This is a genomic window from Geobacillus sp. JS12, from assembly GCF_001592395.1.
GTDB lineage: Bacteria > Bacillota > Bacilli > Bacillales > Anoxybacillaceae > Geobacillus > Geobacillus zalihae.
Genome location: NZ_CP014749.1, coordinates 742,221 through 767,422 on the forward strand (window position 1 = coordinate 742,221; position 25,202 = coordinate 767,422).

The window sequence follows — 25,202 nt, forward strand, 5'->3', positions numbered from 1 at the left end:
ACAAGGGGGAGAAAATGGTGCGTGAAGCGGTGATTGTGGAAGCCGTCAGGACGCCGGTCGGCAAGCGAAACGGCGTCTTCCGGGATGTTCATCCGGTGCATCTTGCCGCGGTGGTGCTCGATGAAGTCGTGCGCCGGGCGGGCATTGAGAAACGGATGGTCGAAGACATCGTCATGGGCTGCGTGACGCCGATCGCCGAACAAGGGTACAACATCGGCCGGCTGGCGGCGCTCGAGGCCGGATTCCCGATCGAAGTGCCGGCCGTGCAAATCAACCGAATGTGCGGCTCGGGGCAGCAGGCGATTCATTTTGCCGCCCAGGAAATCCGCTCTGGCGATATGGATGTCACGATCGCCGCCGGAGTCGAAAGCATGACGAAAGTGCCGATTTTAAGCGATGGCAACGAGCAGACGATTCCGCCGTCGCTTCATGAAAAATACGAATTCATCCACCAGGGCGTCTCGGCTGAGCGGATCGCCAAAAAATACGGCCTGACGCGCGCGGAGCTGGATGCCTATGCCTACGAAAGCCATCGGCGCGCCTTGGCCGCCTTGCGCGAGGGGAAGTTTCGCGCCGAAATTGTCCCAGTCAAAGGGCTTGACCGCGACGGCCGCGAAATCTTTGTCACCGATGATGAAGGGCCGCGGGCCGATACATCACCGGAAGCGCTCGCCGCGCTCAAGCCGGTGTTTCAAGAAGACGGCGTCATCACCGCCGGCAATGCGAGCCAAATGAGCGACGGGGCGGCCGCTGTTTTGCTGATGGAGCGGGAGGCGGCGAGGCGGCTTGGGCTCACGCCGAAAGCGCGCATCGTCGCGCAAACGGTCGTCGGCTCCGACCCGACGTATATGCTCGATGGCGTCATCCCGGCGACGAGGCAAGTGCTGAAAAAAGCCGGCCTCTCGATCGATGACATCGACCTCATTGAAATCAACGAAGCGTTCGCCCCGGTCGTGCTCGCCTGGCAAAAAGAAATCGGCGCTCCGCTTGAGAAGGTGAATGTCAACGGCGGCGCCATTGCGCTTGGCCATCCGCTCGGCGCCACCGGTGTGAAGCTCATGACATCGCTCGTTCACGAACTGGAACGGTGCGGCGGCCGCTATGGGCTATTGACGATTTGCATCGGCCACGGGATGGCGACGGCGACGATCATCGAGCGGGAGTAAGAGCAACGCGTGGAAAAAACATTTGTTTGACACACACTCAACAGCGGTGGCGGCCGCTGTTTTCTCTTTGAAAATAAAAATATGCCATGGAGCTGGAACATTGTGATAAGATGAAAGAAAAGCAAGTGAAAGGAGGAGCGCAAGCACAGTGCAGAAGGAGAAGCCGTTTTACACGTATGGCGACATTCAACATTGGGAAGGGAATTGGGAACTGATCGATGGCGTTCCCTATTTATTGGCGTCTCCGTCGTTTGAGCACCAGTATGTGGTCGGACAACTGCACCTTGCATTGGCTTCGCATTTTCAGGCGCGTGGCTGTCATGTCATTCTGGCCCCGTTTGATGTTCAGCTTGATCCTGAGGAGCCGGAACGGATGGCGAAAACGGTTGTTCAGCCGGATTTATCAGTCGTTTGTCGGGTGGAGCGAATCGGGAATCGGCGAATGAAGGGGGCTCCCGATCTCGTTGTGGAAGTGCTGTCACCAAGCACCGCTCTGCGCGATCGAAACCAGAAATACTATTTATACGAAAAATATGGTGTGCATGAATATTGGATGGTAGACCCCAGCAATCGAACGATCGAAGTGCTCAGCTGGCAAGATGGACGATTCGAGCAGCGAGCGGTTTTTGGGCCAAGCGATGAGCTGGTTTCGTTTTGGCAACCGGATTTGACGGTTTCGCTCGCCCCCGTGTTTCCTCCGGAAGAAAGCGATGTGTAGCTGATGGAGAACAGCCTTGTTTGACTGCCATCTCTGGAAATAACGGCTTCGCCTTTGATGTCAGCAGCAGAAAGAAGAACGCATAGGGGGATCGATGCCATGAAACAACCTGTTCTCGCTTCCTTGTGTTTATCGCTTGCTGCCAGCATTTGGGGCGGGATGTACGTCGTGAGCAAATACGTGTTGGACTACATTCCGCCGTTTACGCTCGTCTGGCTGCGCTACGCCGTTGCCTTGATTGTGCTCGGTGCCATCGCCGCGATGAAAGGTGAGCGCCCCCCAAAGAATGGGCGTGACTGGGGAATGATTATCACGGTCGGAATCATCGGCTACGTCGTTTCCATTTCGTTGCAGTTTGTCGGCACGAAATGGTCGAACGCCCATACCGCTTCGCTCATCACCGCCTCGACGCCGGCGTTTGTCGTCTTGTTTGCCCGCTGGCTGCTTGGTGAGGTGCTCACATGGCGGAAAATGGCTGCGCTGCTACTGGCGACAGCGGGTGTCATCGTCATCGTCGGACTTGGAGGCGGCGGGGAATCGACGCTTGCCGGAAATATGGCTTTAGTTGGTGCAGCGATCACTTGGGCGCTGTTGTCGGTGCTTGTGAAAATCGCTTCGGGCCGCCTGCCCGTGCTTTCGATCACCACGTACGCTATTTTCACTGCGTTTATCGGCATGACCCCGATGATGCTCACCGAAGGGCCGGGGCTTGCCGCGAGCCATTGGAGCGTTCCCGTCGCCCTTGGGGTGTTGTATCTTGGCGTTGTATCGACAGCGGGGGCATTTTTTCTTTGGAACAAAGGGATGGAAATGATCGACGCCGGCGTCGGCTCGCTCTTTTTCTTTTTCCAGCCGCTCGTCGGCTCGCTCTTTGGCTGGCTGCTGTTGCATGAGGAGCTCGCCGCCTCGTTTTGGCTCGGCGGGGCGCTCATTGTTGCCGGCGTGGTCGTGGCGGTGCGAAGCGAGCAAAGCGCGTAAAGGAAAGCGTCAGCAAACTATATAGATGCAACGAAGAAGTTTAACATATCCTTGACGGAAAAGCGGTTTTCCCCTTTTCGACTGTCGGAGGAAAGCCACAGGCTTCTCCGTCACGCCTTGGCGTGACGGAGGACCGAACAACCGCCTGCTTCACAGACCCATATATGGGTCTTTAAGCGGCGTTGTTCGTTCACTCGACAGTCGGATGAAATGACCGGTAAAAAAGAAAAATGGCAAAGCTTTAAATTGCATCTATATAAAAGCGAGGAGCCGTCTATCTTTTCGTACGAATCAATGAGTAGATGTTGTTTTTGCCGTTTGATCATTGCTCGCCCGCTTTTTCTCCAACCGCCCGCCGCGGCAGCTTCCAACCGTATGTGTACGACAAAATGCGGAGGGCGGCGACGACAATCAACAGCACATACAGCTCCATGGGCGATTCGGCCCATTTCAGCCCAACGGCGAGACCGGCGAGAATGGCCCAGGCGGCATAAATTTCTGCGCGCAACACGAGCGGCTTTCTTCCCGCCAACACGTCACGGATCATGCCGCCGCCGCTTCCGGTCAACACCGCGGCGACGATGACCGCGCTTAACGGATGCCCCATGTTGACGGCATGCAGCGCTCCTTGAATGGCGAACGCCGACAGTCCGAGGGCGTCAAAAAAGTTGCCCCACCGCTTCCACGGCGGCAGCATTTGTTTCGGAAATAAATAGACGATCGTCATCGAGACTAAGGCGACAAGAAAGAGCGGCCCTTGCTCCCATAGCGCCGACACGGGGACCCCGATCAACAAATTGCGCACCGCTCCGCCGCCAAAGGCGGTGACGATTCCCAAAATGTACACCCCAAGCAAATCGTACTCCTCTTCCATCGCGACGATCGCCCCGCTAATGGCAAAGGCGATCGTGCCGATGATGCTCAATACTTCCCACGTCATTCTTGCTGTTCCTTTCCGTGCGTTGTTCTTGTATCATTGTAGAGGCAAAAGCGGCGGAAAATCAATCGTTTTTTTGGAACGAACTAGCAGACCGATGATGGGATTTGGTATCATGAACGTAGAGAACATGTTCGCTGCGAGGGAAAGGAAGGGGGATGCCATGAGCCGTGAACAAGCGATCCTTGTCGGCTGCCAGCTCGCTGGTGTCGATGATGAACGGTTTCGCTATTCGATGGAGGAGCTCGCTTCGCTCGTTGCGACGGCGAACGGCGAGGTTGTGGCAGAGGTGACGCAAAAACGTGAAGCGCCGCACCCGGCGACGTATATCGGAAAAGGGAAAACGGAAGAGCTCGCCGCCATAGTCAAGCAGCTGGAACCGGACGTGGTTATTTTCAACAGCGAGCTCTCTCCAAGCCAAGCGCGCAATTTGACGAACCTGCTTGGCGAGGTGAAAGTCCTTGACCGGACGCAGCTCATTTTAGACATTTTTGCTCAGCGCGCCCGATCGAAAGAAGGAAAGCTGCAAGTCGAGCTCGCCCAGCTGGAGTATATGTTGCCGCGCCTTAGCGGCCAAGGGGAGGCGCTGTCTCGCTTGGGCGGCGGCATCGGCACGCGCGGTCCGGGGGAGACGAAGCTGGAGACCGACCGCCGTCACATTCGCCGCCGCATTGACGATATTAAAGGCGAACTTCGCCGGGTGGCTGAGCATCGCGAACGCTACCGCGAGCGCCGGCAAAAAAACCGCGCCTTTCAAGTGGCGCTTGTCGGCTATACGAACGCCGGCAAGTCGACGATTTTCAACCGGCTGACCGCCGCCGATTCGTTCGAGGAAAACTTGCTGTTTGCCACGCTCGACCCGTTGACGCGCAAATGCGTCTTGCCATGCGGCTATACGGTGCTTCTCACCGATACGGTCGGGTTCATCCAAGACTTGCCGACGACGCTTGTCGCTGCGTTTCGCTCGACGCTTGAAGAAGTGAAGGAAGCGGATTTATTGCTTCACGTCGTCGATTCGTCGCATCCGGACTACGCCGAGCATGAGCGGACGGTATCGCGGCTCTTGGAGGAACTAGGGGCTTCTTCCATTCCGGCCGTCACCGTTTACAATAAAAGCGACCGGCAAACGCTGGAATTTCTCCCGACGACAACCGATGCGATCGTGATGAGCGCGCTCTCGGCTGCCGATGTCGACCGGCTCCGCCGCTTTATTGAAGAAGCGGTGAAACGGCAAATGGTTCATTATGACGTATCGATCCCGAGCGGGGAAGGAAAACTGCTCGCCCAGCTAAAATCGGACACCATTTTGCACGAATGGCATTATAATGAACAAAGGGGCACGTACGACTGCCAAGGGTACGTGCTGCCAGCGCATCCCTTGTATGGGGAATTGCAATCATTCCAACGGTAGAAAGGGTTCATCGATGTTTTGGACACAATGGAAACATGGAGAAACGATCGCTGCACTTGTTGAGGAAGTTGAACAGCAAATTGCGCCGATCCACCGGCGCATCGACCGGATGGTCGATGCGAACCAATATCGCGTGCTCGACAGTTTCCGCCGCCATCAAGTGAGCGACGGGCATTTCATCCCATCGACCGGGTATGGCTATGACGATATCGGCCGCGATACGCTTGACCGCATTTACGCCGATGTATTCGGGGCGGAAGCAGGGCTTGTGCGCCCGCAAATCATTTCCGGCACGCACGCGATTGCCATCGCGCTGTTTGGCGTGTTGCGCCCGGGCGATGAACTGCTTTACATCACCGGCGCTCCGTACGATACGCTTGAGGAAATCGTCGGCGTCCGCGGCCGCGGCGTCGGCTCGCTGAAAGAGTTTGGCATTCGTTATCGCAGCGTGCCGCTCACAGCAGAAGGGATGGTCGATTTTTCGGCCGTTCGTGAAGCGATCCATGAGCGGACGAAAATGATCGGCATTCAACGTTCGCGCGGCTATGCGACACGCCCGTCGTTTACGGTCGACGAAATCGCGGAGATGATCGCTTTTGTCAAAGCGATTAAGCCCGACGTCGTCGTGTTTGTCGACAACTGCTACGGCGAGTTTGTGGAGGAGAAAGAGCCGTGTCATGTCGGCGCCGATTTGATGGCCGGCTCCCTCATTAAAAACCCGGGCGGGGGCTTGGCGAAAACAGGCGGCTATATCGTTGGGAGGCAAAAATACGTCGAAGCGTGCGCTTACCGGATGACCTCTCCGGGCATTGGAGCGGAAGTCGGTCCGTCGCTTTACAACTTGCCGGATATGTATCAAGGCTTTTTCCTTGCGCCGCACACCGTGGGCCAGGCGCTCAAGGGGGCGGTGTTTACGGCGGCGATGCTCGAGCGCATCGGGCTTTCGACATCGCCGTCGTGGAAGGAGAAGCGCACAGACCTCGTGCAATCGGTCCGCTTTGACGATCCAGAACAAATGGTCGCTTTTTGCCAAGCCATCCAAGCCGCTTCTCCCGTCAACGCCCATTTCACCCCGTATCCAAGCGAGATGCCCGGCTATGAGGACAAAGTCATCATGGCGGCAGGCACGTTCGTGCAGGGCGCGAGCATCGAGCTAACGGCAGACGGGCCGCTGCGGCCGCCATATGTCGCCTACGTGCAAGGCGGGCTGACGTATTCACACGTCAAAATCGCCATTTGTTCAGCCGTCCACCGTTTGCTTGAACAGCAGTTGATTTGTTTGTGAGAAAATGTAACGCTTCATTGACTCGTTTCTTGACATTATGGTAAAATGAAGGTATCAAAAGCGAGGAGGAATTGGCATGAGCAGCCATATTCGTCGTTCCATGCCATTGTTTCCGATTGGGATCGTGATGCAGCTGACGGATCTATCGGCCCGCCAAATCCGCTATTACGAAGAGCACGGCCTCGTCACGCCAGCGCGCACGGAAGGCAACCGGCGGCTGTTTTCGCTCAATGACATTGACCGCTTGCTGGAAATTAAAGATTTGATCGACCAAGGCGTCAACTTGGCGGGCATTAAGCAAATTTTTGCCGCGCGGGAGGAAGGACGCCACCAGCAGGCGGAGAAAGTCGAAAAAGTAGGAAAACCGAAGCTGTCGGACGAAGAACTGCGCGAAATTTTGCGGAATGAATTGCTGCAGGCCGGGCGGTTCCAGCGCGCATCGCTTCGCCAAGGAGATCTCGCTCGCTTCTTTCATTAATGACGGAACATGATTTCCGAGCCGGGGAGGAGTTTGGACATGGCAAAATATACGCGTGACGACATTCTACACATCGTCAAAGAGGAAAATGTCAAGTACATCCGCCTGCAATTCACCGATATTTTGGGCACGATCAAAAACGTCGAAATTCCGATCAGCCAGCTGGAGAAAGCGCTTAACAACAAAATTATGTTTGACGGGTCGTCGATCGAAGGATTTGTCCGCATTGAAGAGTCGGATATGTATTTGTATCCGGACTTGGATACGTTCGTCATTTTCCCGTGGACCGCAGAAAAAGGGAAAGTCGCCCGCTTTATCTGCGACATTTACAACCCGGACGGCACGCCGTTTGAAGGCTGTCCGCGCTATAACTTGAAGCGGATGCTGAAAGAGATGGAGGCGCTTGGCTTCAACGCCTTTAACTTAGGAGCTGAGCCTGAATTCTTCCTTTTCAAGCTTGACGAAAAAGGACACCCGACGATGGAGCTGAACGATCGCGGCGGCTATTTCGATTTGGCGCCGACGGATCTCGGGGAAAACTGCCGGCGCGACATTGTGCTCGAGCTTGAGGAAATGGGGTTTGAAATCGAAGCGTCCCATCATGAAGTCGCCCCGGGCCAGCATGAGATCGATTTTAAATACGCCCATGCGATTAAAGCGTGCGACGACATTCAAACGTTTAAGCTCGTCGTCAAAACGATCGCCCGCAAACATGGATTGCATGCGACCTTTATGCCGAAGCCGATTTTTGGGATTAACGGTTCAGGAATGCATTGCAACCTGTCGCTGTTCCGCAACGGTGAAAACGCCTTTTTCGATCCGAACGGCGACTTGCAGTTGAGCGATACGGCGCGGCAGTTTATCGCCGGTGTGCTGAAGCATGCGCCGAACTTTACGGCGGTGACGAACCCGACCGTCAACTCGTACAAGCGGCTTGTTCCAGGCTATGAAGCGCCGTGCTACGTCGCTTGGTCGGCGCGCAACCGCAGCCCGCTCATCCGCATTCCCGCTTCGCGCGGCATGAGCACGCGCATTGAGGTGCGCAGCGTTGACCCGTCGGCCAACCCATACTTGGCCATGGCGGTGCTTTTAGCCGCTGGGCTTGACGGCATTCGGAACAAGCTCACTCCTCCGGCGCCAGTGGATCGAAACATTTACGTCATGACGAAAGAAGAACGGCTCGAAGAAGGCATTGTCGATTTGCCGGCAACGCTCTATGAAGCGTTGGAAAACTTGAAGTCCGATGAAGTGATGATTCACGCGCTCGGCAAACATTTATTCGAACATTTCGTCGAGGCGAAAGAAATTGAGTGGGATATGTATCGGACAACGGTTCATCAATGGGAATTGGACCAATATATGGAACTCTACTGATTCATAAAAAAGCTGCCCCGTTTTTTTCAGGGCAGCTTTTTTATGGGCGCAGGCCGGCACGAGTCAGTCGAACAGGCGATAGACGCCGATCACTTTGCCGAGAATCGTGCAGTCGCGGACGATGATCGGCTCAAGATGGGCGTTTTCCGGCTGCAGGCGGATGTGGTCTTTTTCCTTGAAAAACCGCTTCACCGTCGCCTCGTTGTCTTCCGTCATGGCGACGACGATGTCGCCGTTGTTGGCCGATGACTGCTGGCGGACGATGACGTAGTCGCCGTCGAGAATGCCGGCTTCGATCATGCTGTCGCCCATCACTTCAAGCATAAACAGCTGCTCCTCGCCGGCGGCGAGCCGCTTCGGCAGCGGAAAGTAGCCTTCGATGTTTTCCACCGCTGTAATCGGTTGGCCGGCCGTCACCTTGCCGATGATCGGCACCGAGATGATCTCCTCTTTTTCTCTCTCCTTCGCCATATCGTTGTCCAAAATTTCAATGGCGCGCGGCTTTGTCGGGTCGCGGCGGATGTACCCTTTGCTTTCTAGGCGCGCGAGATGCCCGTGGACCGTCGAACTTGACGCCAATCCAACCGCTTCCCCAATTTCCCGCACCGACGGAGGATAGCCTTTTGTTTTTACTTCCTGTTTAATAAACTCTAAAATTTGCTGTTGTCGTTTTGACAGTTTCGTCATGGTTTCACACCTCTCGCCACATCATTTGCCTTCATTATACCATGCGGAAGACGAAAAAACAAACATAAGTTCGAGTTTTTTATTGACACAAACAAATGTTCTTGACTATAATGAAGGAAAGCGAACAAACATTCTAGAAAGGGTGGGGAGAATGGGGAAAACGTTGCTGCACTATGTTTTGTTTTCATTTTTGTTTGCGCTCGTGTTGGCAGGGTTCGTTTACGCCAGCAGCCCGGTCGATAAAAAAGAATACGTGACGATCACGGTCGCTCCCGGCGATACGCTTTGGGGGCTGGCAAAACAGTACGAACAGGAACACCATATGCCGCCTGATGAGTTCATCCGCTGGGTCGTCGATGTCAACCATTTGCCGAGCCCGCGTCTTGCCGCCGGTGAACAAATTGTCATTCCTGTGTTAAAATCAAAGCAGGGCGGCTCGGTGGCCGTCAATCAGTGATGGAAAGAAGGGATTGGCCATGAGGGCGGTCATTTACTGCCGAGTCAGCACGGACAAAGCTGAACAGGAAACGTCGCTCGCGAGGCAACGAGATGAGCTCGAGCGACTGGCGGCCGAGTGTGGATTTGAAGTCGTTAAAGTGATCGCCGAGCAGGCGAGCGGTTATGAAGCCGACCGCGACGGCGTGTTGGAGCTGCTTTCGCTGTGCGAGGAAGGCGAGGTCGATGTGCTGCTCATTCAAGATGAAACGCGGCTTGGGCGCGGCCATGCGCGCATGGCGGTGCTGCATTGCTTGAAAAAGCAAGGGGTGAAAATATACAGCGCCAGCCACCGCGGGGAGATGCCGCTGTCGGAGGCCGATGAGATGGTGTTATCCATCATCGCGATTGTCGAGGAGTACCAAAGAAAAATACATAACGCCAAAATTAAGCGTGGCATGCAGCGAGCCATCGCCAGCGGCTACCGACCGGAGCGGAACCTAAGGCGCCGGGGCGAAAACGCCGGGCGCGATCGAATTGATCTGCCGGTTGAGGAGATCGTCCGCTTGCGCGAGCGCGGACTGACGTTTGCCGATATCGCCGCGACGATGCGAAGCTTCGGTTACGAGGCGTCCAAGGCGACCGTCCATCGGCGTTACCAGGAATATATGGACGAGCAACAAAGGCGGCGTTGATCGTGTACTGCGCCTGACCCTAAAGCGGCGAGCGGGCAAAGGAAGCCAAGCTGCCATCGTTGCCATCTTCCCGGTTGATCAGATAAGATAAAACAGGGTGAGAATATGGCAGATAGGAGAAGATAATCAATGCTTGCCAAACATAAATTAGCCCGCATCAATGAACTGGCGAAAAAAGCGAAAACGGCCGGCTTGTCGGCCGAAGAGGCCTTCGAGCAAGCGAAGCTGCGCCGTGAGTACATTCAAGCGTTCCGCAAGGCGATGACCGATATGCTCCATACAGTGACCGTCATTGACCCGAACGGCAACGACGTGACGCCGAAAAAATTAAAGGAAAGCCAGTGGCGGCGCTTCCATTAAACGGTCGAAAGAGGGGTGGCTCGGAAAATAACGTTGTACAAGCCGATCGATTTTCTATATGATAGTAAATGACACCATGTTGATGAAAGGGAGGAAGACGATGGCGCATTCAATCGAGGAGTTGGCGATTACGACGATTCGAACGCTGTCGATTGACGCGATCGAAAAAGCGAAATCCGGGCACCCGGGCATGCCGATGGGCGCGGCGCCGATGGCGTACACGCTTTGGACGAAATTTATGAATCATAACCCGGCGAATCCAAACTGGTTCAACCGCGACCGGTTTGTCTTGTCAGCCGGGCACGGGTCGATGTTATTGTACAGCTTGCTTCATTTAAGCGGCTACGACGTATCGATGGATGATTTGAAACAATTCCGTCAATGGGGAAGCAAAACGCCGGGCCATCCGGAATACGGCCATACGCCGGGCGTGGAAGCGACGACGGGACCGCTTGGCCAAGGGATCGCGATGGCGGTCGGCATGGCGATGGCGGAGCGGCATTTGGCCGCTACATACAACCGCGACGGGTTTGAGATTATCAATCATTATACGTACGCCATTTGCGGCGATGGCGATTTGATGGAAGGAGTGGCGAGCGAAGCGGCGTCACTCGCCGGCCACTTGAAGCTCGGCCGTCTGATCGTCCTGTATGACTCGAACGACATTTCGCTGGACGGGGAGCTCAACCTGTCGTTCTCGGAAAACGTCGCCCAACGTTTCCAAGCGTACGGTTGGCAATATTTGCGCGTTGAGGACGGCAACAATATTGAAGAAATCGCCAAAGCGCTCGAGGAGGCGCGGGCAGACCTCAGCCGGCCGACGCTCATTGAAGTCAAAACGACGATTGGCTACGGCGCGCCAAATAAAGCGGGCACGTCCGGCGTCCACGGCGCTCCGCTCGGCGCCCAAGAGGCGAAGCTGACGAAAGAGGCGTATCGTTGGACATTTGCGGAAGATTTTTACGTGCCAGAAGAAGTGTACGCCCACTTCCGTGCGACGGTGCAAGAGCCGGGAGCGAAAAAAGAGGCGGAATGGAATGAGCAGCTCGCCGCCTATGAACAGGCCCATCCGGAACTGGCCGCCCAATTGAAGCGAGCGATCGAAGGCAAACTGCCAGATGGATGGGAAGCTTCTTTGCCGGTATACGAAGCAGGCAAAAGCTTGGCGACCCGCTCATCGTCCGGGGACGTGATCAACGCCATCGCCAAAGCGGTGCCGCAATTGTTTGGCGGTTCGGCGGACTTGGCAAGCTCGAATAAAACGCTCATCAAAGGCGGCGGCAACTTCTTGCCGGACAGCTACGAAGGGCGCAACATTTGGTTTGGAGTGCGCGAGTTTGCCATGGGGGCGGCGCTCAATGGCATGGCGCTCCATGGCGGGTTGAAAGTGTTCGGCGGCACGTTCTTCGTGTTCTCTGACTATTTGCGTCCAGCGATCCGCTTGGCGGCGCTGATGGGCTTGCCGGTCATCTACGTCTTGACGCACGACAGCATCGCCGTCGGCGAAGACGGGCCGACGCACGAGCCGATCGAACATCTCGCTTCGCTTCGGGCGATGCCGAACTTGTCGGTCATCCGACCGGCTGACGCAAACGAAACGGCGGCCGCATGGCGGTTGGCGCTCGAATCGACGGACAAGCCGACTGCGCTCGTCTTGACGCGTCAAGATGTGCCGACGTTGGCGGCAACAGCTGAGTTGGCGTATGAAGGCGTGAAAAAAGGTGCGTACGTCGTTTCACCGGCGAAAAACGGCGCTCCGGAGGCGCTGTTGTTGGCGACTGGTTCGGAGGTGAGCTTGGCGGTGAAAGCGCAGGAAGCGCTCGCCGCCGATGGCATCGACGTCGCTGTCGTCAGCATGCCATCGTGGGACCGCTTCGAAGCGCAGCCAAAATCGTACCGCGATGAAGTGCTTCCGCCGGCCGTGACGAAGCGGCTCGCCATTGAAATGGGCGCGTCGCTCGGTTGGGAGCGCTACGTCGGCGCCGAGGGCGACATTTTGGCCATCGACCGATTCGGTGCTTCCGCTCCGGGAGAGAAAATCATGGCCGAGTATGGCTTTACGGTTGACAACGTCGTCCGCCGCACAAAAGCGCTGCTCGGCAAGTAACCGGAAAAGCTGCCCTTGCGTTGTTGCAGGGGCAGCTTGTTTTTGCGAAAGATGGCTGCGCTTTGGTCAAGTATTTTCGGGGTTGAATCGAGGGCAAAGGCTTGTTTGTTGGCCTGTTTGCGGCCGCATGGCCATCGCAAACAAAAATCGACAATGTTAGTGAAAAAACTTGCCGTTAATAGACATATTTTTCCCCTTTCATTTTCTATAATAGAAAATAGATTGAACAGAAATGGGGGATGGGGCATGGTCCGCTATTGGATTTATTTGTTGAATGACGATGTGGCGTCGCATTACCGCCATCGGGCAGAAAAAATTGTCGAACTGCTTCGTGAGCATCAATACGCGAAAGCGCCGCTGAAGGCGATTTGCCGCAAGCAAGTCGAATTTATCACCGAACGGCTGTCATTTTCGCGCCTGGAACTTGGCTTAAAGCAATATTTTGCCGGCCGCGTCGGCAAAAATTTGGAGCGCAATATGTTTGTTTTGCAAAACGATTCCGGCGAGGAAGCGTTGCTTGTCGTGCAAAAGCGCCGCTTGCTTCTTGTCGCTGACAGCGCGCCGCTTGCCGCGGACATCGGACGGGCGCTCGCTCGGATTTCGCCGACGTTTTTGGCGGTCGACGCCGATTTTGTCGATTACTACTGGCTGTCTGCGCCTCGACAAGGAAGAAAATTTGCGTAATGAAAAGATTTTTGCCGCGAAATATTGTCTAATGACGCATCGTTTAGTACACTGTTAGGGAGACAACAAGAAGGAGGAAAATCGCTGTTATGTGGGGTACGATTCTCGTTGGCGTGCTGGCGCTCATCGCCGGGGTGGCGATCGGATTTTTCGTCGCCCGCAAAACGATGATCAATTATTTGAAGAAAAACCCGCCGATCAATGAACAAATGATTCGCATGATGATGATGCAAATGGGAATGACGCCATCCCAGAAGAAAATCAATCAGATGATGAAAATGATGAACAATCAACTGAAATAAGCGAAACGGACACTCGATCGAGAGTGTCTTTTTATTTTGCCAAAATGTTCTTTCAAAATTTTTCTAGTTTTGTTACAATAATATGGCGATTGTTCGTCAGCCAAATGAAAGGAGGGCGGGCCTTATGCGCGTGTTTCGCGATTTGTTTTGGTTTTTCCGTCAAGAAAAGAAGGCATATATCACCGGCATTTTCGTGCTTGTCATCGTGGCGTTTTTGGAGACCGTCCCGCCGAAAGTGCTCGGCCTGTTGGTCGATCATATGAAAAACGGCACGATGACAAAAGAAGTGCTCATCCGCTGGATCGCCGTCCTCGCCGCCGTTGCGGCGGCGCTTTACGGGCTCCGCTACGCTTGGCGCATTTTCATTTTCGGTTCGGCGGTCAAGCTTGCCCGCCAGCTGCGCAACGAGCTGTATCAGCATTTTACGAACATGTCGCCGTCGTTTTACCAGCGGAAGCGGATCGGCGATTTAATGGCCCATGCGACCAACGATTTGCAGGCGATTCAGCAGACGGCCGGAAGCGGCATTTTGACGCTTGTTGACTCAGTGACGCTTGGCGGGTTCGTGTTGGCGACGATGGCGTTTTCGATCAGCTGGAAGCTGACGCTCATCAGCCTATTGCCGATGCCCGTGATGGCGGCGGCGACGAGCCGCTATGGGACGATGCTCCATCGTCGGTTTTTAACGGCGCAAGCGGCGTTTTCGTCGCTGAACGACAAGGTGCAGGAAAGCGTCAGCGGCATCCGCGTCATCAAGGCGTTCGGCTATGAGGAACACGATGTCGAGGCGTTTCGCCGTCAATCGGAAGACGTCGTGGCGAAAAACGTTGCCGTCGCCAAAATTGACGCCTTGTTTGATCCGACGATCGGGCTGCTTGTTGGGCTGTCGTTTTTTCTCGCTGTGGCGTTTGGCAGCCAAATGGTTTTGGCGGGCGAATTGACGATCGGCGAGCTTGTGTCGTTTACGACCTACCTTGGCCTGCTCATTTGGCCGATGTTGGCGTTCGGCTGGCTGTTTAACATTGTTGAGCGAGGGCGCGCTTCGTACGACCGGGTGCGGGCGCTGTTGGCTGAACAAGATGAAATCATCGAGCACCCCGATGCCGTAGATGTCCCGCCGAAAGGGGACATTGAATACCGTGTTCGCCGGTTCGTCTATCCGGGAGAGACAAAGCCGGCGCTCGCGGACATTCGTTTTTCGCTGGAGCGCGGGGCGACGCTTGGCGTCGTCGGCAAAACCGGGGCGGGCAAAACGACGCTGCTTCGCCTGCTGCTGCGCGAGTTTGACGGCTATGACGGCGAGATTCGCTTCGGCGGCCGCGACATCCGCGATTATACGCTTTTCGCGCTCCGTTCGGCGATCGGCTACGTGCCGCAAGACCATTTCTTGTTTTCTGCCTCTGTCCGCGACAACATTGCCTTTGCCAAGCCGGAAGCCAGAGAGGACGAGGTCGTCCGGGCGGCGCGGCTGGCCGACATTCATGATGACATTTTGCAGTTTCCTGACGGGTATGAGACGGTCATCGGCGAGCGCGGCGTTTCCCTATCCGGTGGGCAAAAACAGCGGCTGTCCATCGCCCGGGCGCTTCTCATTGACCCGGAAGTGCTCATTTTGGATGATGCGTTGTCGGCCGTGGATGCGAAGACCGAGGCGCGGATTTTAGCGGCGCTCAAACAGGAGCGGCGCGGAAAAACGACGATCATCGCCGCTCATCGTTTAAGCGCGGTTGAGCATGCCGATTGGATTCTCGTCCTTGACGGGGGGCGAATTGTGCAGGCCGGAACGCACGAGCAGCTGATGGCAGAAGACGGCTGGTATCGTGACATGCATCGACGCCAGCAGCTTGAGGCGCTTGCGGAGCAACAACAGACCTGAACGTTCGAGCTCCCGCCAAAAACGAGCGGATCGAAAAACATGAAAACACAAGTTGTTTGTGGAGATAGGGGGAAGTGGATGAACGACCGATGGTTGACAACAAAAGAGCAGCGGCGCGTTTTATGGCGGCTGCTCGCTTATATGGGAAGATACAAAAAAGAAACGGCGCTTGCGTTTACGCTTCTTCTGTTGGCAACGGCCGGGGAGCTTTCCGGCCCGTATTTGGTGAAAGTGTTCATTGACGACTATTTGGTGCCGGGCCGCCTTGCTTTTGGACCGGTGGCGGCGCTGGCCGCCGCCTATCTCGGCGTGCTCGTCTTGAAAACGATCATTTCCTACTTCCAGCTTGTCGAGTTTCAGCGGCTCGCTTTGCACGTCATTCAAGCGCTGCGGATGGATGTGTTTGCGAAAGTGCACCGGCTCGGGATGAGCTATTTTGACCGGACGCCGGGCGGAAGCATCGTTTCGCGGGTGACGAACGATACAGAAGCGATCAAGGACATGTTCATCAGCGTCCTAGCGGCCTTTGTGCAAAACGGCTTGTTTGTCATCGGCGTGTTTGTCGCCATGTTTTCGCTTGATGCTAAGCTTGCGTTGTTTTGCCTGTTCATCCTCCCGGCGATCGCGTTCATCATGCACACATACCGACGCTACAGCTCGGTGTTTTATCAAGAGATGCGCGAACGGCTGAGCGAACTGAACGCCAAATTGAACGAATCGCTGCAAGGAATGGCCGTCATTCAAGCGTTCCGCCAGCAGCGCCGTTTATATCAAGAGTTTGCCGCCGTCAATGAAGCGCATTACAAGGCGGGGATGAAAAACATCCACCTCGATGGACTGCTGCTTCGACCGGCGATCGATGTGGTGTATATGTTGTCGATCATGGTCGTGCTCAGCTTTTTTGGCATCACGGCGCTTGATGGCCCAGTTGAGATCGGCGTGCTGTATGCGTTTGTCAACTATTTGGAGCGCTTTTTCGAACCGGTGACGCAAATGATGATGCGCCTGTCTCTTTACCAGCAGGCGATCGTTTCCGCCTCTCGCGTGTTTGCCCTTCTTGATCATCAAGAAGAGGCGCCGGCCAATCCAAACTGGTCGCCGCATGCAATCGAGCGCGGGGAAATCGAATTTCGGGATGTCAGCTTTTCCTACGACGGCAAACGGGATGTGCTGAAACGGCTGTCGTTTGTCATCCGTCCAGGTCAGACGGTCGCGTTTGTCGGCCATACCGGCAGCGGCAAAAGTTCGATCATCAACTTGCTCATGCGCTTTTATGAGTTTGACCGCGGCGATATTTTGCTTGACGGCCGGTCGATCCGCGATTACTCGCGCGCTGAGCTGCGCCGCCGCCTCGGCCTTGTCTTGCAAGATCCGTTTTTGTTTTACGGGACGGTCAAAGAGAACATTCGCATGTATAATCAGGAACTGGACGACGAAGCCATTCAGGAGGCCGCTCGGCTCGTGCAGGCCGATGCGTTTATTGAGCAATTGCCCGATCGTTACGACCATGTGCTCGCCGAGCGCGGGGCGACGTTATCAAGCGGTCAGCGCCAGCTTCTTTCCTTTGCTCGCACGATCGCTGCTGATCCGAAAATTTTGGTGCTCGATGAGGCGACCGCCCATATTGACACCGAAACAGAGGAAGCGATTCAAGATGCGCTCATGCGCATGCGGAAAGGGCGGACGACGATCGTCATCGCCCACCGTCTATCAACGATTCAAGACGCCGATCAAATTTTCGTCCTCCACCGCGGCGAAATCATCGAGCGCGGTACGCATCAGCAACTGCTGGCGCAAAAAGGGCTTTACTACCAAATGTACTTGCTGCAAAACGGCCTTGTCGACGTCCATGCGTAAATGGCGGCGTTTTGCCCCTGCTTGGAATAAAAAGAAGAAAGCGCCACATCCCGCCTAGCGGGAGGCGCTTTGCTTTCGCCGCTTGGTTTGTTCGCGTTGATAGGCATTGAGCAACGTGTCAAGTTCTTTGCTGATTTTCATGGCCGCCGCGGAGTTTAACCCCGTTTTGGCCACCGTGTCGACAAGCTCCATCCGCTTTTGTTCAATCAAGGTCAACAATTTGCATTTCGGCACGAATCGACCGTCCTTTGCTTGAAGTATTGTGTATGGTGCTTTATACTATTTTATCAGTGAACGCAAAAATGGAAAATAGAAAAATTGACCAGGAACAATGAGAAACACGTTACGGGAAGAAGGAATTCTGCTAAAATAAAAAGTAAAAAAGCAGGGGCTGGTTCACCAATGAATGATCTCAATCTATTTTTAGCGTTCGGCGCCGGGTTTTTGTCGTTTATTTCCCCGTGCTGCTTGCCGCTTTATCCGGCGTTTTTATCGTATATCACCGGCGTGTCGGTCAGCGAGTTGAAAGAGGAAAACGCGATGCTGAACCGCCGCAGCTTATGGCATACGCTTTGCTTTTTGCTCGGCTTCTCGCTCATTTTTATCTCGCTTGGCTTTGGCACCTCGCTGCTTGGAAGGCTGTTTGTTGATTATCAAGATGCGATCCGGCAAATCGGCGCGGTCGTGATCGTCGCTCTCGGCCTCGTCGTTGCCGGGCTGTGGAAGCCGGCGTTTTTGCTGAAAGACCGGCGCATTTCGTTTCGTGAACGGCCATCGGGATATGTCGGCTCCGTGCTGATCGGCATGGCGTTTGCCGCCGGTTGGACGCCGTGCATGGGGCCGATTTTGGTGGCGGTTGTCGCTCTAGCCGCCACCAATCCGGGCTCAGGAATGGTGTATATGCTTGCTTATACGCTCGGATTTGCCGTTCCGTTTTTCATGTTGTCCTTTTTTATCGGCAAGCTGCAATGGATCCGCCGCCATAGCGCATCCATCATGAAGGCGGGCGGCTATGTCATGGTGGCGATGGGCATCCTTTTGTATTTTGACTGGATGACAAAGCTGATTGCTTATACGACAAGCTTGTTTGGCGGTTTCACCGGTTTTTAGCGGCTGTTGTTGGAGGAATATCGTTGAGGAGAGGGCGATGGAAAGATGGCTGCCATTTTAATTGCTGACGATGCGAAGTTTATGCGGGTAACGCTGGCGCGCATACTGGAAAAAACGGATCACACCGTAGCCGGTGAGGCGGAAAACGGCAAAGAGGCGGTCGAGCTGTATCGCCGGCTGCGCCCCGATCTTGTCATCATGGATATTACGATGCCGGTCATGAATGGGATTGAAGCGGTGCGGGCGATTAAGGAGATCGATCCCGGGGCGAAAATCATCATCTGCTCGGCGCTCGGGCAGCAGCGTATGGTCGTTGAGGCCATTGAAGCCGGAGCGGCCGACTTCATCGTCAAGCCGTTTGAAGAAACCCGCGTGCTCGAGGCGATTGCCCGTCTTTTGTAAGCGGACTTCGGCTCCGTACGACATAGGAAGGCGCCGCTTATGACCGAAGACAGCTGGGGGCGCTTCTCATGGCAAGGAAGAGGAGGGGCGCTGGCGCGATGTTGGCCGGAGGCGGCTTTAGAGCACGATAGGCAAGCAAAGTGTTTTTTGCTATAATGGCGTTGTTCGTGAATTTTGTCGGAAGAAGGTGATGGCTTTGGCGCTTGTTACATCGCTCATCGCCGTTGTGATGGCGTTTTTCATCTTTTTTGTGCGCATGAAGGCGTCGGAAAAGCCGACGAATGCCAAAAAAATTATTTTGCCGCCGCTGTTTATGAGCACCGGAGCGCTGATGTTCATCGATCCGGTCTTTCGCGTTACGCGCGGGGAACTGATCGAGGCGGTCATTCTCGGCCTGTTTTTCTCGCTGTTTCTCATTAAAACGTCGAAATTTGAAATCCGCGGCAATGAGATTTATTTGAAACGCTCAAAATCCTTTATTTGGATTTTGCTCGGGTTGATTGTCATTCGCCTTGGCTTGAAAACGTATTTAGGACGAACGATCGACTACCGCCAGTTAAGCGGCATGTTTTATTTGCTCGCGTTTTCGATGATCGTCCCATGGCGGATTGCGATGTACGTTTCGTATAGAAAGCTGGCGGCGCAGCTGAAACCGCCAGTGCTGACATAAAGAGCTGTCCCGCTGATGGACAGCTCCCTTTTTTGTTGCGCCAAGCCACTTCACTTCGCTTCCCTGGAATTTTCCCGCAGACGGAGCTGAAGTCGTCGGTTCCGGCCGAAAAAGCTGCTTGTTTGGGCCGCTTTTTTCATGCTGAAACAGACGAAAGCCGCCGGTCAGCCTTAGACGAAAGGCGGAACGTCAGCGGCTTTCCAATAAATGTTTATAAGGGGCGAGATCGATGTTCTTCGCCTGCAATGTCCGGATCAAAAACTTATGGTCGCGCTTGGGGGTTGCGATGATGTAGCCGCGGATCAGCAAGTCGCGTGTGATGCGCGGCGCCTGCTCCTTGAGCGCAAGCTCGCCGATTTTGCCGGCGATCTTTTGCCGCGCCACGTCGCGGAACAATTCCGGCACAGGGCGAACCAATTCCTCAAGCAGCGCTTTTTCTTCTTCCCCCCATAAATGGCGCGTCTGTTCAATGTAATATTCCTGCCAGTCGAGCTCCGATTTTCCATCTTCTTTCGGCAGCCGCTTCAAAAACTTGCGGAACATGAAAAAGCCGCCGATCGACATCATGACAAGCAAAAAGACGACCCAAAGCAAAATAAACCAAAGAAACCATCCGGTCAGCACGATCCCCACCCCAACATGATGATCAACTGTTTTGCCATAGGCAAGATTCGTCTACTATTATGTCGAAAAGCTTGCTGTTTGGCAAGTTTCAAACGGCGGCTTGTTACGAAGTGTAACGCAACTGTAATGCAACTGTAAAAAAGCTTGTCCCGCCTTACAGCGCCAATGGATGGAAAGCCGCCGGCCGTTTTGTATGGAAAAGATATACAGTGACGTTCCCTTCTTTGCCTGCTAATCTAGTAAACAGAAAAAAGCCAAAAGGCAACGATGAGGGGGATGCGCAGAGTGAAAAAGACGATTGCAGCGCTCGCGATCACTTGCTGTATGGCGTTAAGCTCTCATGGGCTGTCGGCGGAAGCGGCTGGCTCGTATACATACTATCAAGTGAAAAAAGGCGATACGTTGTCGAAGATCGCCAAACAATATCATACTACGGTTGCTTCGTTAAAGTTGTTAAATCACTTAAAAAGCGGTGCCATTTATGCCGGAGAAAGGCTGAAAGTGCCGGCTGCGGCGAAGCGATCGGCTTCGGCGCCGGCAAAGAAGAAATCGATCTCATTAAGCGCCGCTGACCGGAAGCTTCTCGCCCAGCTTGTGCAAGCGGAGGCCGGTTCGAGCGAGCCGTTTGCCGGCAAGGTGGAAGTGGCGCTTGTGGTTTTAAACCGCACAAAGCATCCGGAGTTTCCAAAGACGGTGCGCGGCGTCATTTATCAAAAAACGAAATCCGGCTATGCGTTTGTACCAGCCAAAACGGGGAAATTGACCCGCATTCAGCCGACCAAGCAGGATTACGAGGCGGTCGACAAGGCGCTGGCCTTATTCCCAAACGATCGCCGCGGCTCGCTTTATTTCTACAATCCGAAAATCACAAAAGACAAATGGATGTTGTCGCGTCCGGTGACGATTCGCATCGGGCACCATGTCTTCACGAGATGAACGGGGTCGAATAAGGCCTCGTTCTTTTGTTTTGTGCATAGCGGCAGCCGGTGGTGACGCTTCTTGTGGTGCATGCCCAAGATCATTTCATGACGGCGATCACGGTCAAGGACTTAGCCGCTGAATTCGTGGAGCTGTATGAAGCGCTCAAGCGGCAAACAGCCGAATCATAATCGCCGTCGGCCGGCTTGTTGACCGGGTGAGGATGATTCGCTTCAACGGGAATGAACCCAAGGCGGGCGGCAACGGGCTGTTCTAGCGGCCGCCCGCTTTGTTGATTTTACAATAATTTTATTATGTAAACATAATGACGACAGCCGTTCAGCCCGCCCGGCTGCCGCCGGGCGCGGCTAAACGGAGATAAGGAAACTCCGCTTGTTTTCGTCACATATCGTGGCTTGTGTTGTGCTTTTGCCGCGTGTGATTGCGGTTCTTCACTTTTTTCGAACCGTCAAGCGGCTCCGGCTGCCCAGGATTGTCGCCTTTTGGGGCGTTTTTGCGCATATCTTTGCCGTCGTTTTTGTTCGTCATTTGTTGTCCCTCCTTTGTCCGTTAGCATGCGGCGTTGTGCTTTTGCTTATTCGGCGCATAATTTGCGCCCGGTTTGAAACGATAAGTAGTGAACGACCGCGATGACTGCGAAGGAGGAACGAGCCATGGTTTATCATAAAACGAAGCAAGACGCGTTTCAGGCGGCGCAAAAGGCGACGATGGAGGCAAAAGAGTGGCATGACCATCTCGTCCGCGATCAAGCCGATTACGGCCATCAGTTAGCCCATTTGCGGCAGGAAGTGAACGAAGCGTTTGCACAAATTGAAAACGCGCTTGAAGTCGCCTCGGAAACACAGCGCATGCAGCTTGAGAAATTCCGCAGCGATTTGCAGGCGATCGTTGACGAAGTCAATGAGAACGAGTAAGGGAATGCCGGCGGCGGTCATTCCCTTTTTGCATGCTATGGCAGTCCGGGATGGCGAAATGGCCGCCATGCTATTGGTTCTTTTTTCGTTTTTTGTTGTTTTGGCGCTGGGCTTCTGTCAGTGGTTCATTGGAAAACTCTTCATTGTAGCCGGCTCCCATTCCTTGCGCTTTGGCGGCGTTCATGCCAGGGATCACGTGGTTTGCTTTTCGCTTTGCCATTCGTTTCACCTCCGCTTCTAGTTTGCAACGAAACGGGCGCCTTATTCCTCTTTTGCCGCGGTAAGGAAGTAATATGGCGAGACATTGGAAATCATTATTTACAACTTGTGCTGTTCTATAATAAGATAAAGTCGTGCCAAACTTTATGGGGATTGGGAGAATTCATGCTATTTTTTCGACTTTTGTGCGAAAAAATAGTATAGTATTATTGTGAAGTGAAGGGGTTATACATATGGCGAAACAAGATGTGTTCAACGCCCGCTCTTCGTTTGTTGTAAACGGCAAAACGTACAACTACTACCGTTTGCAAGCGCTTGAAGAAGCGGGCATCGGCCAGGTGAGCCGCCTGCCGTACTCGATCAAAGTGTTGCTTGAATCGGTGCTTCGCCAAGTCGATGGCCGCGTCATCACGAAAGAGCACGTCGAAAACTTGGCGAAATGGGGAACGCCGGAAATGAAAGACATCGACGTGCCGTTTAAGCCGTCGCGCGTCATTTTGCAAGACTTCACCGGCGTGCCGGCCGTCGTCGATTTGGCTTCGATGCGCAAAGCGATGGCGGATCTAGGCGGCGACCCGTACGAAATCAACCCGGAAATTCCGGTCGATCTCGTTATCGACCACTCGGTGCAAGTCGACCGCTACGGGTCAGACGATGCGCTGGAGTACAACATGGATTTGGAATTCAAACGGAACGCCGAACGGTACAAGTTTTTGAAATGGGCGCAAAAAGCGTTTAACAACTATCGTGCCGTTCCGCCGGCAACGGGGATCGTCCACCAAGTGAACTTGGAATATTTGGCCAGCGTCGTTCACGCGGTCGAAGGGGAAAATGGCGAGTACGAAGCGTTCCCGGATACGCTTGTCGGCACGGACTCGCATACGACGATGATCAACGGCCTCGGCGTCCTCGGTTGGGGGTCGGCGGCATTGAAGCGGAAGCCGGCATGCTCGGCCAACCGTCGTACTTCCCGGTGCCGGAAGTCATCGGCGTCCGCCTGACAGGCAAGCTGCCGGACGGAGCGACGGCCACGGACTTGGCGCTTAAGGTGACGCAAGTGCTGCGGAAAAAAGGCGTCGTCGGCAAATTCGTTGAATTTTTCGGACCAGGAGTAGCGACTTTGCCGCTTGCCGACCGGGCGACGATTGCCAACATGGCGCCGGAATACGGGGCAACGTGCGGCTTCTTCCCGGTCGACGCTGAAGCGCTTGACTATTTGCGCTTGACCGGCCGCGACGAACATCACGTTCAAGTCGTCGAAGCGTATTGCAAAGCGAACGGTTTGTTCTACACGCCGGATGCACCGGAGCCGGTGTTTACGGATGTGGTGGAAATCAACTTGTCGGAAATTGAAACGAACTTGTCTGGCCCGAAACGGCCGCAAGACTTGATCCCGCTCTCGAAAATGAAACAGTCGTTCCGCGACGCGGTGAAAGCGCCGCAAGGCAACCAAGGCTTTGGCTTGACGGAAGCGGACTTGGAGCGGGAAATTACGGTCGAGCTGAACGGCGAACAAGTGAAATTGAAAACGGGCGCTGTCGTCATCGCGGCCATCACAAGCTGTACGAACACGTCGAACCCGTACGTGCTTGTCGCCGCTGGTTTAGTGGCGAAAAAAGCGGTCGAAAAAGGCTTGCAAGTGCCGAAATACGTGAAAACGTCGCTCGCGCCGGGCTCGAAAGTCGTCACCGGCTACTTGCGTGACTCGGGGCTGCTTCCGTATCTCCAGCAGCTCGGTTTCAACATTGTCGGCTACGGCTGCACGACATGCATCGGCAACTCAGGTCCGCTTGCGCCGGAGCTCGAAAAAGCGCTCGCGGAAAGCGATCTGCTCGTGACAAGCGTCCTGTCCGGCAACCGGAACTTTGAAGGCCGCATCCACCCGCTTGTCAAAGGCAACTATTTGGCATCGCCGCCGCTTGTTGTCGCCTATGCGCTCGCCGGCACGGTCGACATTGACTTGCTTAACGAGCCGATTGGCAAAGACAAAGACGGCAACGACGTCTATTTCCGCGACATTTGGCCGTCGATGGAAGAAGTGAAGAATGTCGTCAAGCAAGCGGTCGATCCAGAACTGTTCCGCAAAGAATATGAGCGCGTGTTCGACGGCAATCCGCGCTGGAACGCCATCGAAACGACGGATGAGCCGCTGTACCAATGGGATGAAAACTCGACGTACATTCAAAATCCGCCGTTCTTTGAAGGCTTGTCGCCGGAAGTGCGCAAAGTCGAACCTCTCACCGGCTTGCGCGTCGTCGGCAAGTTCGGCGATTCGGTCACGACTGACCATATTTCGCCAGCTGGGTCGATCGGCAAAAACACGCCGGCAGGCCAATACTTGATCTCGAAAGGCGTCGAGCCGAAAGATTTCAACTCGTACGGTTCGCGGCGCGGCAACCATGAAGTGATGATGCGCGGCACGTTCGCCAACATCCGCATCCGCAACCAAATCGCGCCGGGCACGGAAGGCGGCTATACGACGTACTGGCCGACCGGCGAAGTGATGTCGATGTACGATGCGTGCATGAGATACAAACAAGACGGCACTGGGCTTGTCGTCATCGCCGGCAAAGACTACGGCATGGGCAGCTCGCGCGACTGGGCGGCGAAAGGGACGTTCTTGCTCGGCATTAAAACGGTCATCGCCGAAAGCTTTGAGCGCATCCACCGCTCGAACCTCGTTTTGATGGGCGTCCTGCCGCTGCAATTCAAAGAAGGCGAAAATGCGGAGACGCTCGGCTTGACGGGTAAAGAAGTGTTCGACATTCACATCGATGAAAACGTCAAACCGCGCGATCTCGTCAAAGTGACGGCGACGAACCCGGATACGGGTGAGAAGAAAGAATTTGAGGTCATCGTCCGCTTTGACAGTGAAGTCGAAATCGACTACTATCGCCACGGCGGCATTTTGCAAATGGTGTTGCGCGAAAAATTGGCGAAAGTGAAACAATAACGACAAAAAGCAGGCTCCCAT

General features: G+C 54.7%; 26 protein-coding genes and 2 pseudogenes. 22 read left to right on the forward strand and 6 right to left on the reverse strand.

Annotation, left to right across the window (positions count from 1 at the left end; translation table 11 throughout):
* Positions 1-14 precede the first annotated feature (14 nt).
* From A0V43_RS03735 to A0V43_RS03745, 3 genes are all read left to right on the forward strand, one after another.
* A complete protein-coding gene (locus A0V43_RS03735; RefSeq protein WP_206501581.1) occupies positions 15-1,166 on the forward strand; it encodes a thiolase family protein in 1,152 nt (383 codons plus the stop codon).
* A 148-nt stretch (positions 1,167-1,314) separates the two neighbouring features.
* Positions 1,315-1,884, forward strand: coding sequence for a Uma2 family endonuclease (locus A0V43_RS03740; protein ID WP_013145689.1), 570 nt, complete (start codon positions 1,315-1,317; stop codon positions 1,882-1,884).
* A gap of 99 nt (positions 1,885-1,983) precedes the next feature.
* A complete protein-coding gene (locus tag A0V43_RS03745; protein WP_063192406.1) occupies positions 1,984-2,862 on the forward strand; it encodes a DMT family transporter in 879 nt (292 codons plus the stop codon).
* Positions 2,863-3,184: 322 nt separating this feature from the next.
* On the opposite strand, the gene A0V43_RS03750 is transcribed toward A0V43_RS03745, so the two are convergent.
* The gene (locus A0V43_RS03750) at positions 3,185-3,802 is read right to left on the reverse strand and encodes a trimeric intracellular cation channel family protein (RefSeq protein WP_063192407.1); all 618 of its coding nucleotides are present in this window, start codon (positions 3,800-3,802) and stop codon (positions 3,185-3,187) included.
* A gap of 160 nt (positions 3,803-3,962) precedes the next feature.
* Between A0V43_RS03750 and hflX the strand changes: the two genes are divergently transcribed.
* From hflX to glnA, 4 genes are all read left to right on the forward strand, one after another.
* Positions 3,963-5,210, forward strand: a complete 1,248-nt coding sequence (gene hflX, locus A0V43_RS03755; protein ID WP_063192408.1) for a GTPase HflX — start codon at positions 3,963-3,965, stop codon at positions 5,208-5,210.
* Between the two features lie 13 nt (positions 5,211-5,223).
* Positions 5,224-6,495, forward strand: a complete 1,272-nt coding sequence (locus tag A0V43_RS03760) for a methionine gamma-lyase family protein (RefSeq protein ID WP_063192409.1) — start codon at positions 5,224-5,226, stop codon at positions 6,493-6,495.
* Positions 6,496-6,571: 76 nt separating this feature from the next.
* Entirely contained in the window at positions 6,572-6,973 is a 402-nt protein-coding gene (locus A0V43_RS03765) for a MerR family transcriptional regulator (RefSeq protein WP_020756060.1), read from the forward strand.
* 39 nt (positions 6,974-7,012) lie between these two features.
* On the forward strand, positions 7,013-8,347 hold the full coding sequence (glnA, locus tag A0V43_RS03770) for a type I glutamate--ammonia ligase (protein ID WP_033006260.1): 1,335 nt from the start codon (positions 7,013-7,015) through the stop codon (positions 8,345-8,347).
* A 63-nt stretch (positions 8,348-8,410) separates the two neighbouring features.
* On the opposite strand, the gene lexA is transcribed toward glnA, so the two are convergent.
* Positions 8,411-9,034, reverse strand: coding sequence for a transcriptional repressor LexA (gene lexA / locus A0V43_RS03775; RefSeq protein ID WP_011230827.1), 624 nt, complete (start codon positions 9,032-9,034; stop codon positions 8,411-8,413).
* Between the two features lie 151 nt (positions 9,035-9,185).
* Here lexA and yneA point away from each other — a divergent pair, with 151 nt between their 5' ends.
* The 8 genes from yneA to A0V43_RS03815 all read left to right on the forward strand — a co-directional run bounded on the left by yneA (position 9,186) and on the right by A0V43_RS03815 (position 17,350).
* A complete protein-coding gene (gene yneA, locus A0V43_RS03780) occupies positions 9,186-9,491 on the forward strand; it encodes a cell division suppressor protein YneA (protein ID WP_015374470.1) in 306 nt (101 codons plus the stop codon).
* A 19-nt stretch (positions 9,492-9,510) separates the two neighbouring features.
* Positions 9,511-10,164: a YneB family resolvase-like protein gene (locus tag A0V43_RS03785; RefSeq protein WP_015374471.1), complete on the forward strand. Its 654-nt coding sequence runs from the start codon at positions 9,511-9,513 to the stop codon at positions 10,162-10,164.
* Between the two features lie 129 nt (positions 10,165-10,293).
* Positions 10,294-10,524, forward strand: coding sequence for a DUF896 domain-containing protein (locus tag A0V43_RS03790; RefSeq protein ID WP_063192410.1), 231 nt, complete (start codon positions 10,294-10,296; stop codon positions 10,522-10,524).
* Positions 10,525-10,624: 100 nt separating this feature from the next.
* On the forward strand, positions 10,625-12,631 hold the full coding sequence (tkt, locus tag A0V43_RS03795; RefSeq protein WP_063192411.1) for a transketolase: 2,007 nt from the start codon (positions 10,625-10,627) through the stop codon (positions 12,629-12,631).
* A 246-nt stretch (positions 12,632-12,877) separates the two neighbouring features.
* On the forward strand, positions 12,878-13,315 hold the full coding sequence (gene sirA, locus A0V43_RS03800) for a sporulation inhibitor of replication protein SirA (protein ID WP_015374473.1): 438 nt from the start codon (positions 12,878-12,880) through the stop codon (positions 13,313-13,315).
* 89 nt (positions 13,316-13,404) lie between these two features.
* Complete coding sequence (locus tag A0V43_RS03805; RefSeq protein ID WP_011230833.1) at positions 13,405-13,617, forward strand: YneF family protein; 213 nt, start codon at positions 13,405-13,407, stop codon at positions 13,615-13,617.
* A gap of 124 nt (positions 13,618-13,741) precedes the next feature.
* Positions 13,742-15,493: an ABC transporter transmembrane domain-containing protein gene (locus tag A0V43_RS03810; protein ID WP_063192412.1), complete on the forward strand. Its 1,752-nt coding sequence runs from the start codon at positions 13,742-13,744 to the stop codon at positions 15,491-15,493.
* Between the two features lie 78 nt (positions 15,494-15,571).
* Entirely contained in the window at positions 15,572-17,350 is a 1,779-nt protein-coding gene (locus tag A0V43_RS03815) for an ABC transporter ATP-binding protein (protein WP_063192413.1), read from the forward strand.
* 54 nt (positions 17,351-17,404) lie between these two features.
* Here the strand turns inward: A0V43_RS03815 and A0V43_RS03820 are convergent, their stop codons facing one another.
* Positions 17,405-17,584 carry an aspartyl-phosphate phosphatase Spo0E family protein gene (locus tag A0V43_RS03820; protein ID WP_011230836.1) on the reverse strand — a complete coding sequence of 60 codons (180 nt, stop codon included), beginning with the start codon at positions 17,582-17,584 and terminating at the stop codon, positions 17,405-17,407.
* Between the two features lie 168 nt (positions 17,585-17,752).
* Here A0V43_RS03820 and A0V43_RS03825 point away from each other — a divergent pair, with 168 nt between their 5' ends.
* The 3 genes from A0V43_RS03825 (at position 17,753) to A0V43_RS03835 (ending at position 19,532) form a co-directional block, all read left to right on the forward strand.
* Complete coding sequence (locus A0V43_RS03825) at positions 17,753-18,460, forward strand: cytochrome c biogenesis protein CcdA (protein ID WP_025951176.1); 708 nt, start codon at positions 17,753-17,755, stop codon at positions 18,458-18,460.
* Positions 18,461-18,505: 45 nt separating this feature from the next.
* Positions 18,506-18,862, forward strand: coding sequence for a response regulator (locus A0V43_RS03830; protein ID WP_011230839.1), 357 nt, complete (start codon positions 18,506-18,508; stop codon positions 18,860-18,862).
* A gap of 190 nt (positions 18,863-19,052) precedes the next feature.
* On the forward strand, positions 19,053-19,532 hold the full coding sequence (locus A0V43_RS03835; protein WP_371198483.1) for a CcdC family protein: 480 nt from the start codon (positions 19,053-19,055) through the stop codon (positions 19,530-19,532).
* A gap of 189 nt (positions 19,533-19,721) precedes the next feature.
* On the opposite strand, the gene A0V43_RS03840 is transcribed toward A0V43_RS03835, so the two are convergent.
* Positions 19,722-20,156, reverse strand: coding sequence for a DUF2621 domain-containing protein (locus A0V43_RS03840; RefSeq protein ID WP_011230841.1), 435 nt, complete (start codon positions 20,154-20,156; stop codon positions 19,722-19,724).
* A 267-nt stretch (positions 20,157-20,423) separates the two neighbouring features.
* On the opposite strand from A0V43_RS03840, the gene A0V43_RS03845 reads away from it, so the two are divergent.
* On the forward strand, positions 20,424-21,092 hold the full coding sequence (locus A0V43_RS03845) for a cell wall hydrolase (RefSeq protein WP_206501582.1): 669 nt from the start codon (positions 20,424-20,426) through the stop codon (positions 21,090-21,092).
* A 53-nt stretch (positions 21,093-21,145) separates the two neighbouring features.
* Positions 21,146-21,265 (forward strand): annotated as a pseudogene (locus tag A0V43_RS03850) (PTS lactose/cellobiose transporter subunit IIA); the annotation flags it as partial.
* Between the two features lie 211 nt (positions 21,266-21,476).
* On the opposite strand, the gene A0V43_RS03855 reads toward A0V43_RS03850, so the two are convergent.
* On the reverse strand, positions 21,477-21,623 hold the full coding sequence (locus A0V43_RS03855) for a small acid-soluble spore protein P (RefSeq protein WP_011230843.1): 147 nt from the start codon (positions 21,621-21,623) through the stop codon (positions 21,477-21,479).
* Between the two features lie 125 nt (positions 21,624-21,748).
* Here A0V43_RS03855 and A0V43_RS03860 point away from each other — a divergent pair, with 125 nt between their 5' ends.
* Positions 21,749-22,009: a hypothetical protein gene (locus A0V43_RS03860; RefSeq protein ID WP_015374479.1), complete on the forward strand. Its 261-nt coding sequence runs from the start codon at positions 21,749-21,751 to the stop codon at positions 22,007-22,009.
* 70 nt (positions 22,010-22,079) lie between these two features.
* Here the strand turns inward: A0V43_RS03860 and sspO are convergent, their stop codons facing one another.
* The gene (gene sspO, locus A0V43_RS03865; RefSeq protein WP_008879509.1) at positions 22,080-22,229 is read right to left on the reverse strand and encodes a small acid-soluble spore protein SspO; all 150 of its coding nucleotides are present in this window, start codon (positions 22,227-22,229) and stop codon (positions 22,080-22,082) included.
* Positions 22,230-22,461: 232 nt separating this feature from the next.
* On the opposite strand from sspO, the pseudogene acnA reads away from it, so the two are divergent.
* A pseudogene (gene acnA, locus A0V43_RS03870) lies at positions 22,462-25,181 on the forward strand (aconitate hydratase AcnA).
* Positions 25,182-25,202: the final 21 nt, after the last annotated feature.

Coding starts and splice junctions, on each gene's coding strand:
- A0V43_RS03735 (WP_206501581.1), top strand. CDS start 15: ATGGTGCGTGAAGCGGTGATTGTGGAAGCCGTCAGGACGCCGGTCGGC.
- A0V43_RS03745 (WP_063192406.1), top strand. CDS start 1,984: ATGAAACAACCTGTTCTCGCTTCCTTGTGTTTATCGCTTGCTGCCAGC.
- A0V43_RS03750 (WP_063192407.1), bottom strand. CDS start 3,802: ATGACGTGGGAAGTATTGAGCATCATCGGCACGATCGCCTTTGCCATT.
- hflX (WP_063192408.1), top strand. CDS start 3,963: ATGAGCCGTGAACAAGCGATCCTTGTCGGCTGCCAGCTCGCTGGTGTC.
- A0V43_RS03760 (WP_063192409.1), top strand. CDS start 5,224: ATGTTTTGGACACAATGGAAACATGGAGAAACGATCGCTGCACTTGTT.
- A0V43_RS03765 (WP_020756060.1), top strand. CDS start 6,572: ATGAGCAGCCATATTCGTCGTTCCATGCCATTGTTTCCGATTGGGATC.
- glnA (WP_033006260.1), top strand. CDS start 7,013: ATGGCAAAATATACGCGTGACGACATTCTACACATCGTCAAAGAGGAA.
- lexA (WP_011230827.1), bottom strand. CDS start 9,034: ATGACGAAACTGTCAAAACGACAACAGCAAATTTTAGAGTTTATTAAA.
- yneA (WP_015374470.1), top strand. CDS start 9,186: ATGGGGAAAACGTTGCTGCACTATGTTTTGTTTTCATTTTTGTTTGCG.
- A0V43_RS03785 (WP_015374471.1), top strand. CDS start 9,511: ATGAGGGCGGTCATTTACTGCCGAGTCAGCACGGACAAAGCTGAACAG.
- A0V43_RS03790 (WP_063192410.1), top strand. CDS start 10,294: ATGCTTGCCAAACATAAATTAGCCCGCATCAATGAACTGGCGAAAAAA.
- tkt (WP_063192411.1), top strand. CDS start 10,625: ATGGCGCATTCAATCGAGGAGTTGGCGATTACGACGATTCGAACGCTG.
- sirA (WP_015374473.1), top strand. CDS start 12,878: ATGGTCCGCTATTGGATTTATTTGTTGAATGACGATGTGGCGTCGCAT.
- A0V43_RS03805 (WP_011230833.1), top strand. CDS start 13,405: ATGTGGGGTACGATTCTCGTTGGCGTGCTGGCGCTCATCGCCGGGGTG.
- A0V43_RS03810 (WP_063192412.1), top strand. CDS start 13,742: ATGCGCGTGTTTCGCGATTTGTTTTGGTTTTTCCGTCAAGAAAAGAAG.
- A0V43_RS03815 (WP_063192413.1), top strand. CDS start 15,572: ATGAACGACCGATGGTTGACAACAAAAGAGCAGCGGCGCGTTTTATGG.
- A0V43_RS03825 (WP_025951176.1), top strand. CDS start 17,753: ATGAATGATCTCAATCTATTTTTAGCGTTCGGCGCCGGGTTTTTGTCG.
- A0V43_RS03830 (WP_011230839.1), top strand. CDS start 18,506: ATGGCTGCCATTTTAATTGCTGACGATGCGAAGTTTATGCGGGTAACG.
- A0V43_RS03835 (WP_371198483.1), top strand. CDS start 19,053: ATGGCTTTGGCGCTTGTTACATCGCTCATCGCCGTTGTGATGGCGTTT.
- A0V43_RS03845 (WP_206501582.1), top strand. CDS start 20,424: ATGAGGGGGATGCGCAGAGTGAAAAAGACGATTGCAGCGCTCGCGATC.
- A0V43_RS03855 (WP_011230843.1), bottom strand. CDS start 21,623: ATGACGAACAAAAACGACGGCAAAGATATGCGCAAAAACGCCCCAAAA.
- A0V43_RS03860 (WP_015374479.1), top strand. CDS start 21,749: ATGGTTTATCATAAAACGAAGCAAGACGCGTTTCAGGCGGCGCAAAAG.
- sspO (WP_008879509.1), bottom strand. CDS start 22,229: ATGGCAAAGCGAAAAGCAAACCACGTGATCCCTGGCATGAACGCCGCC.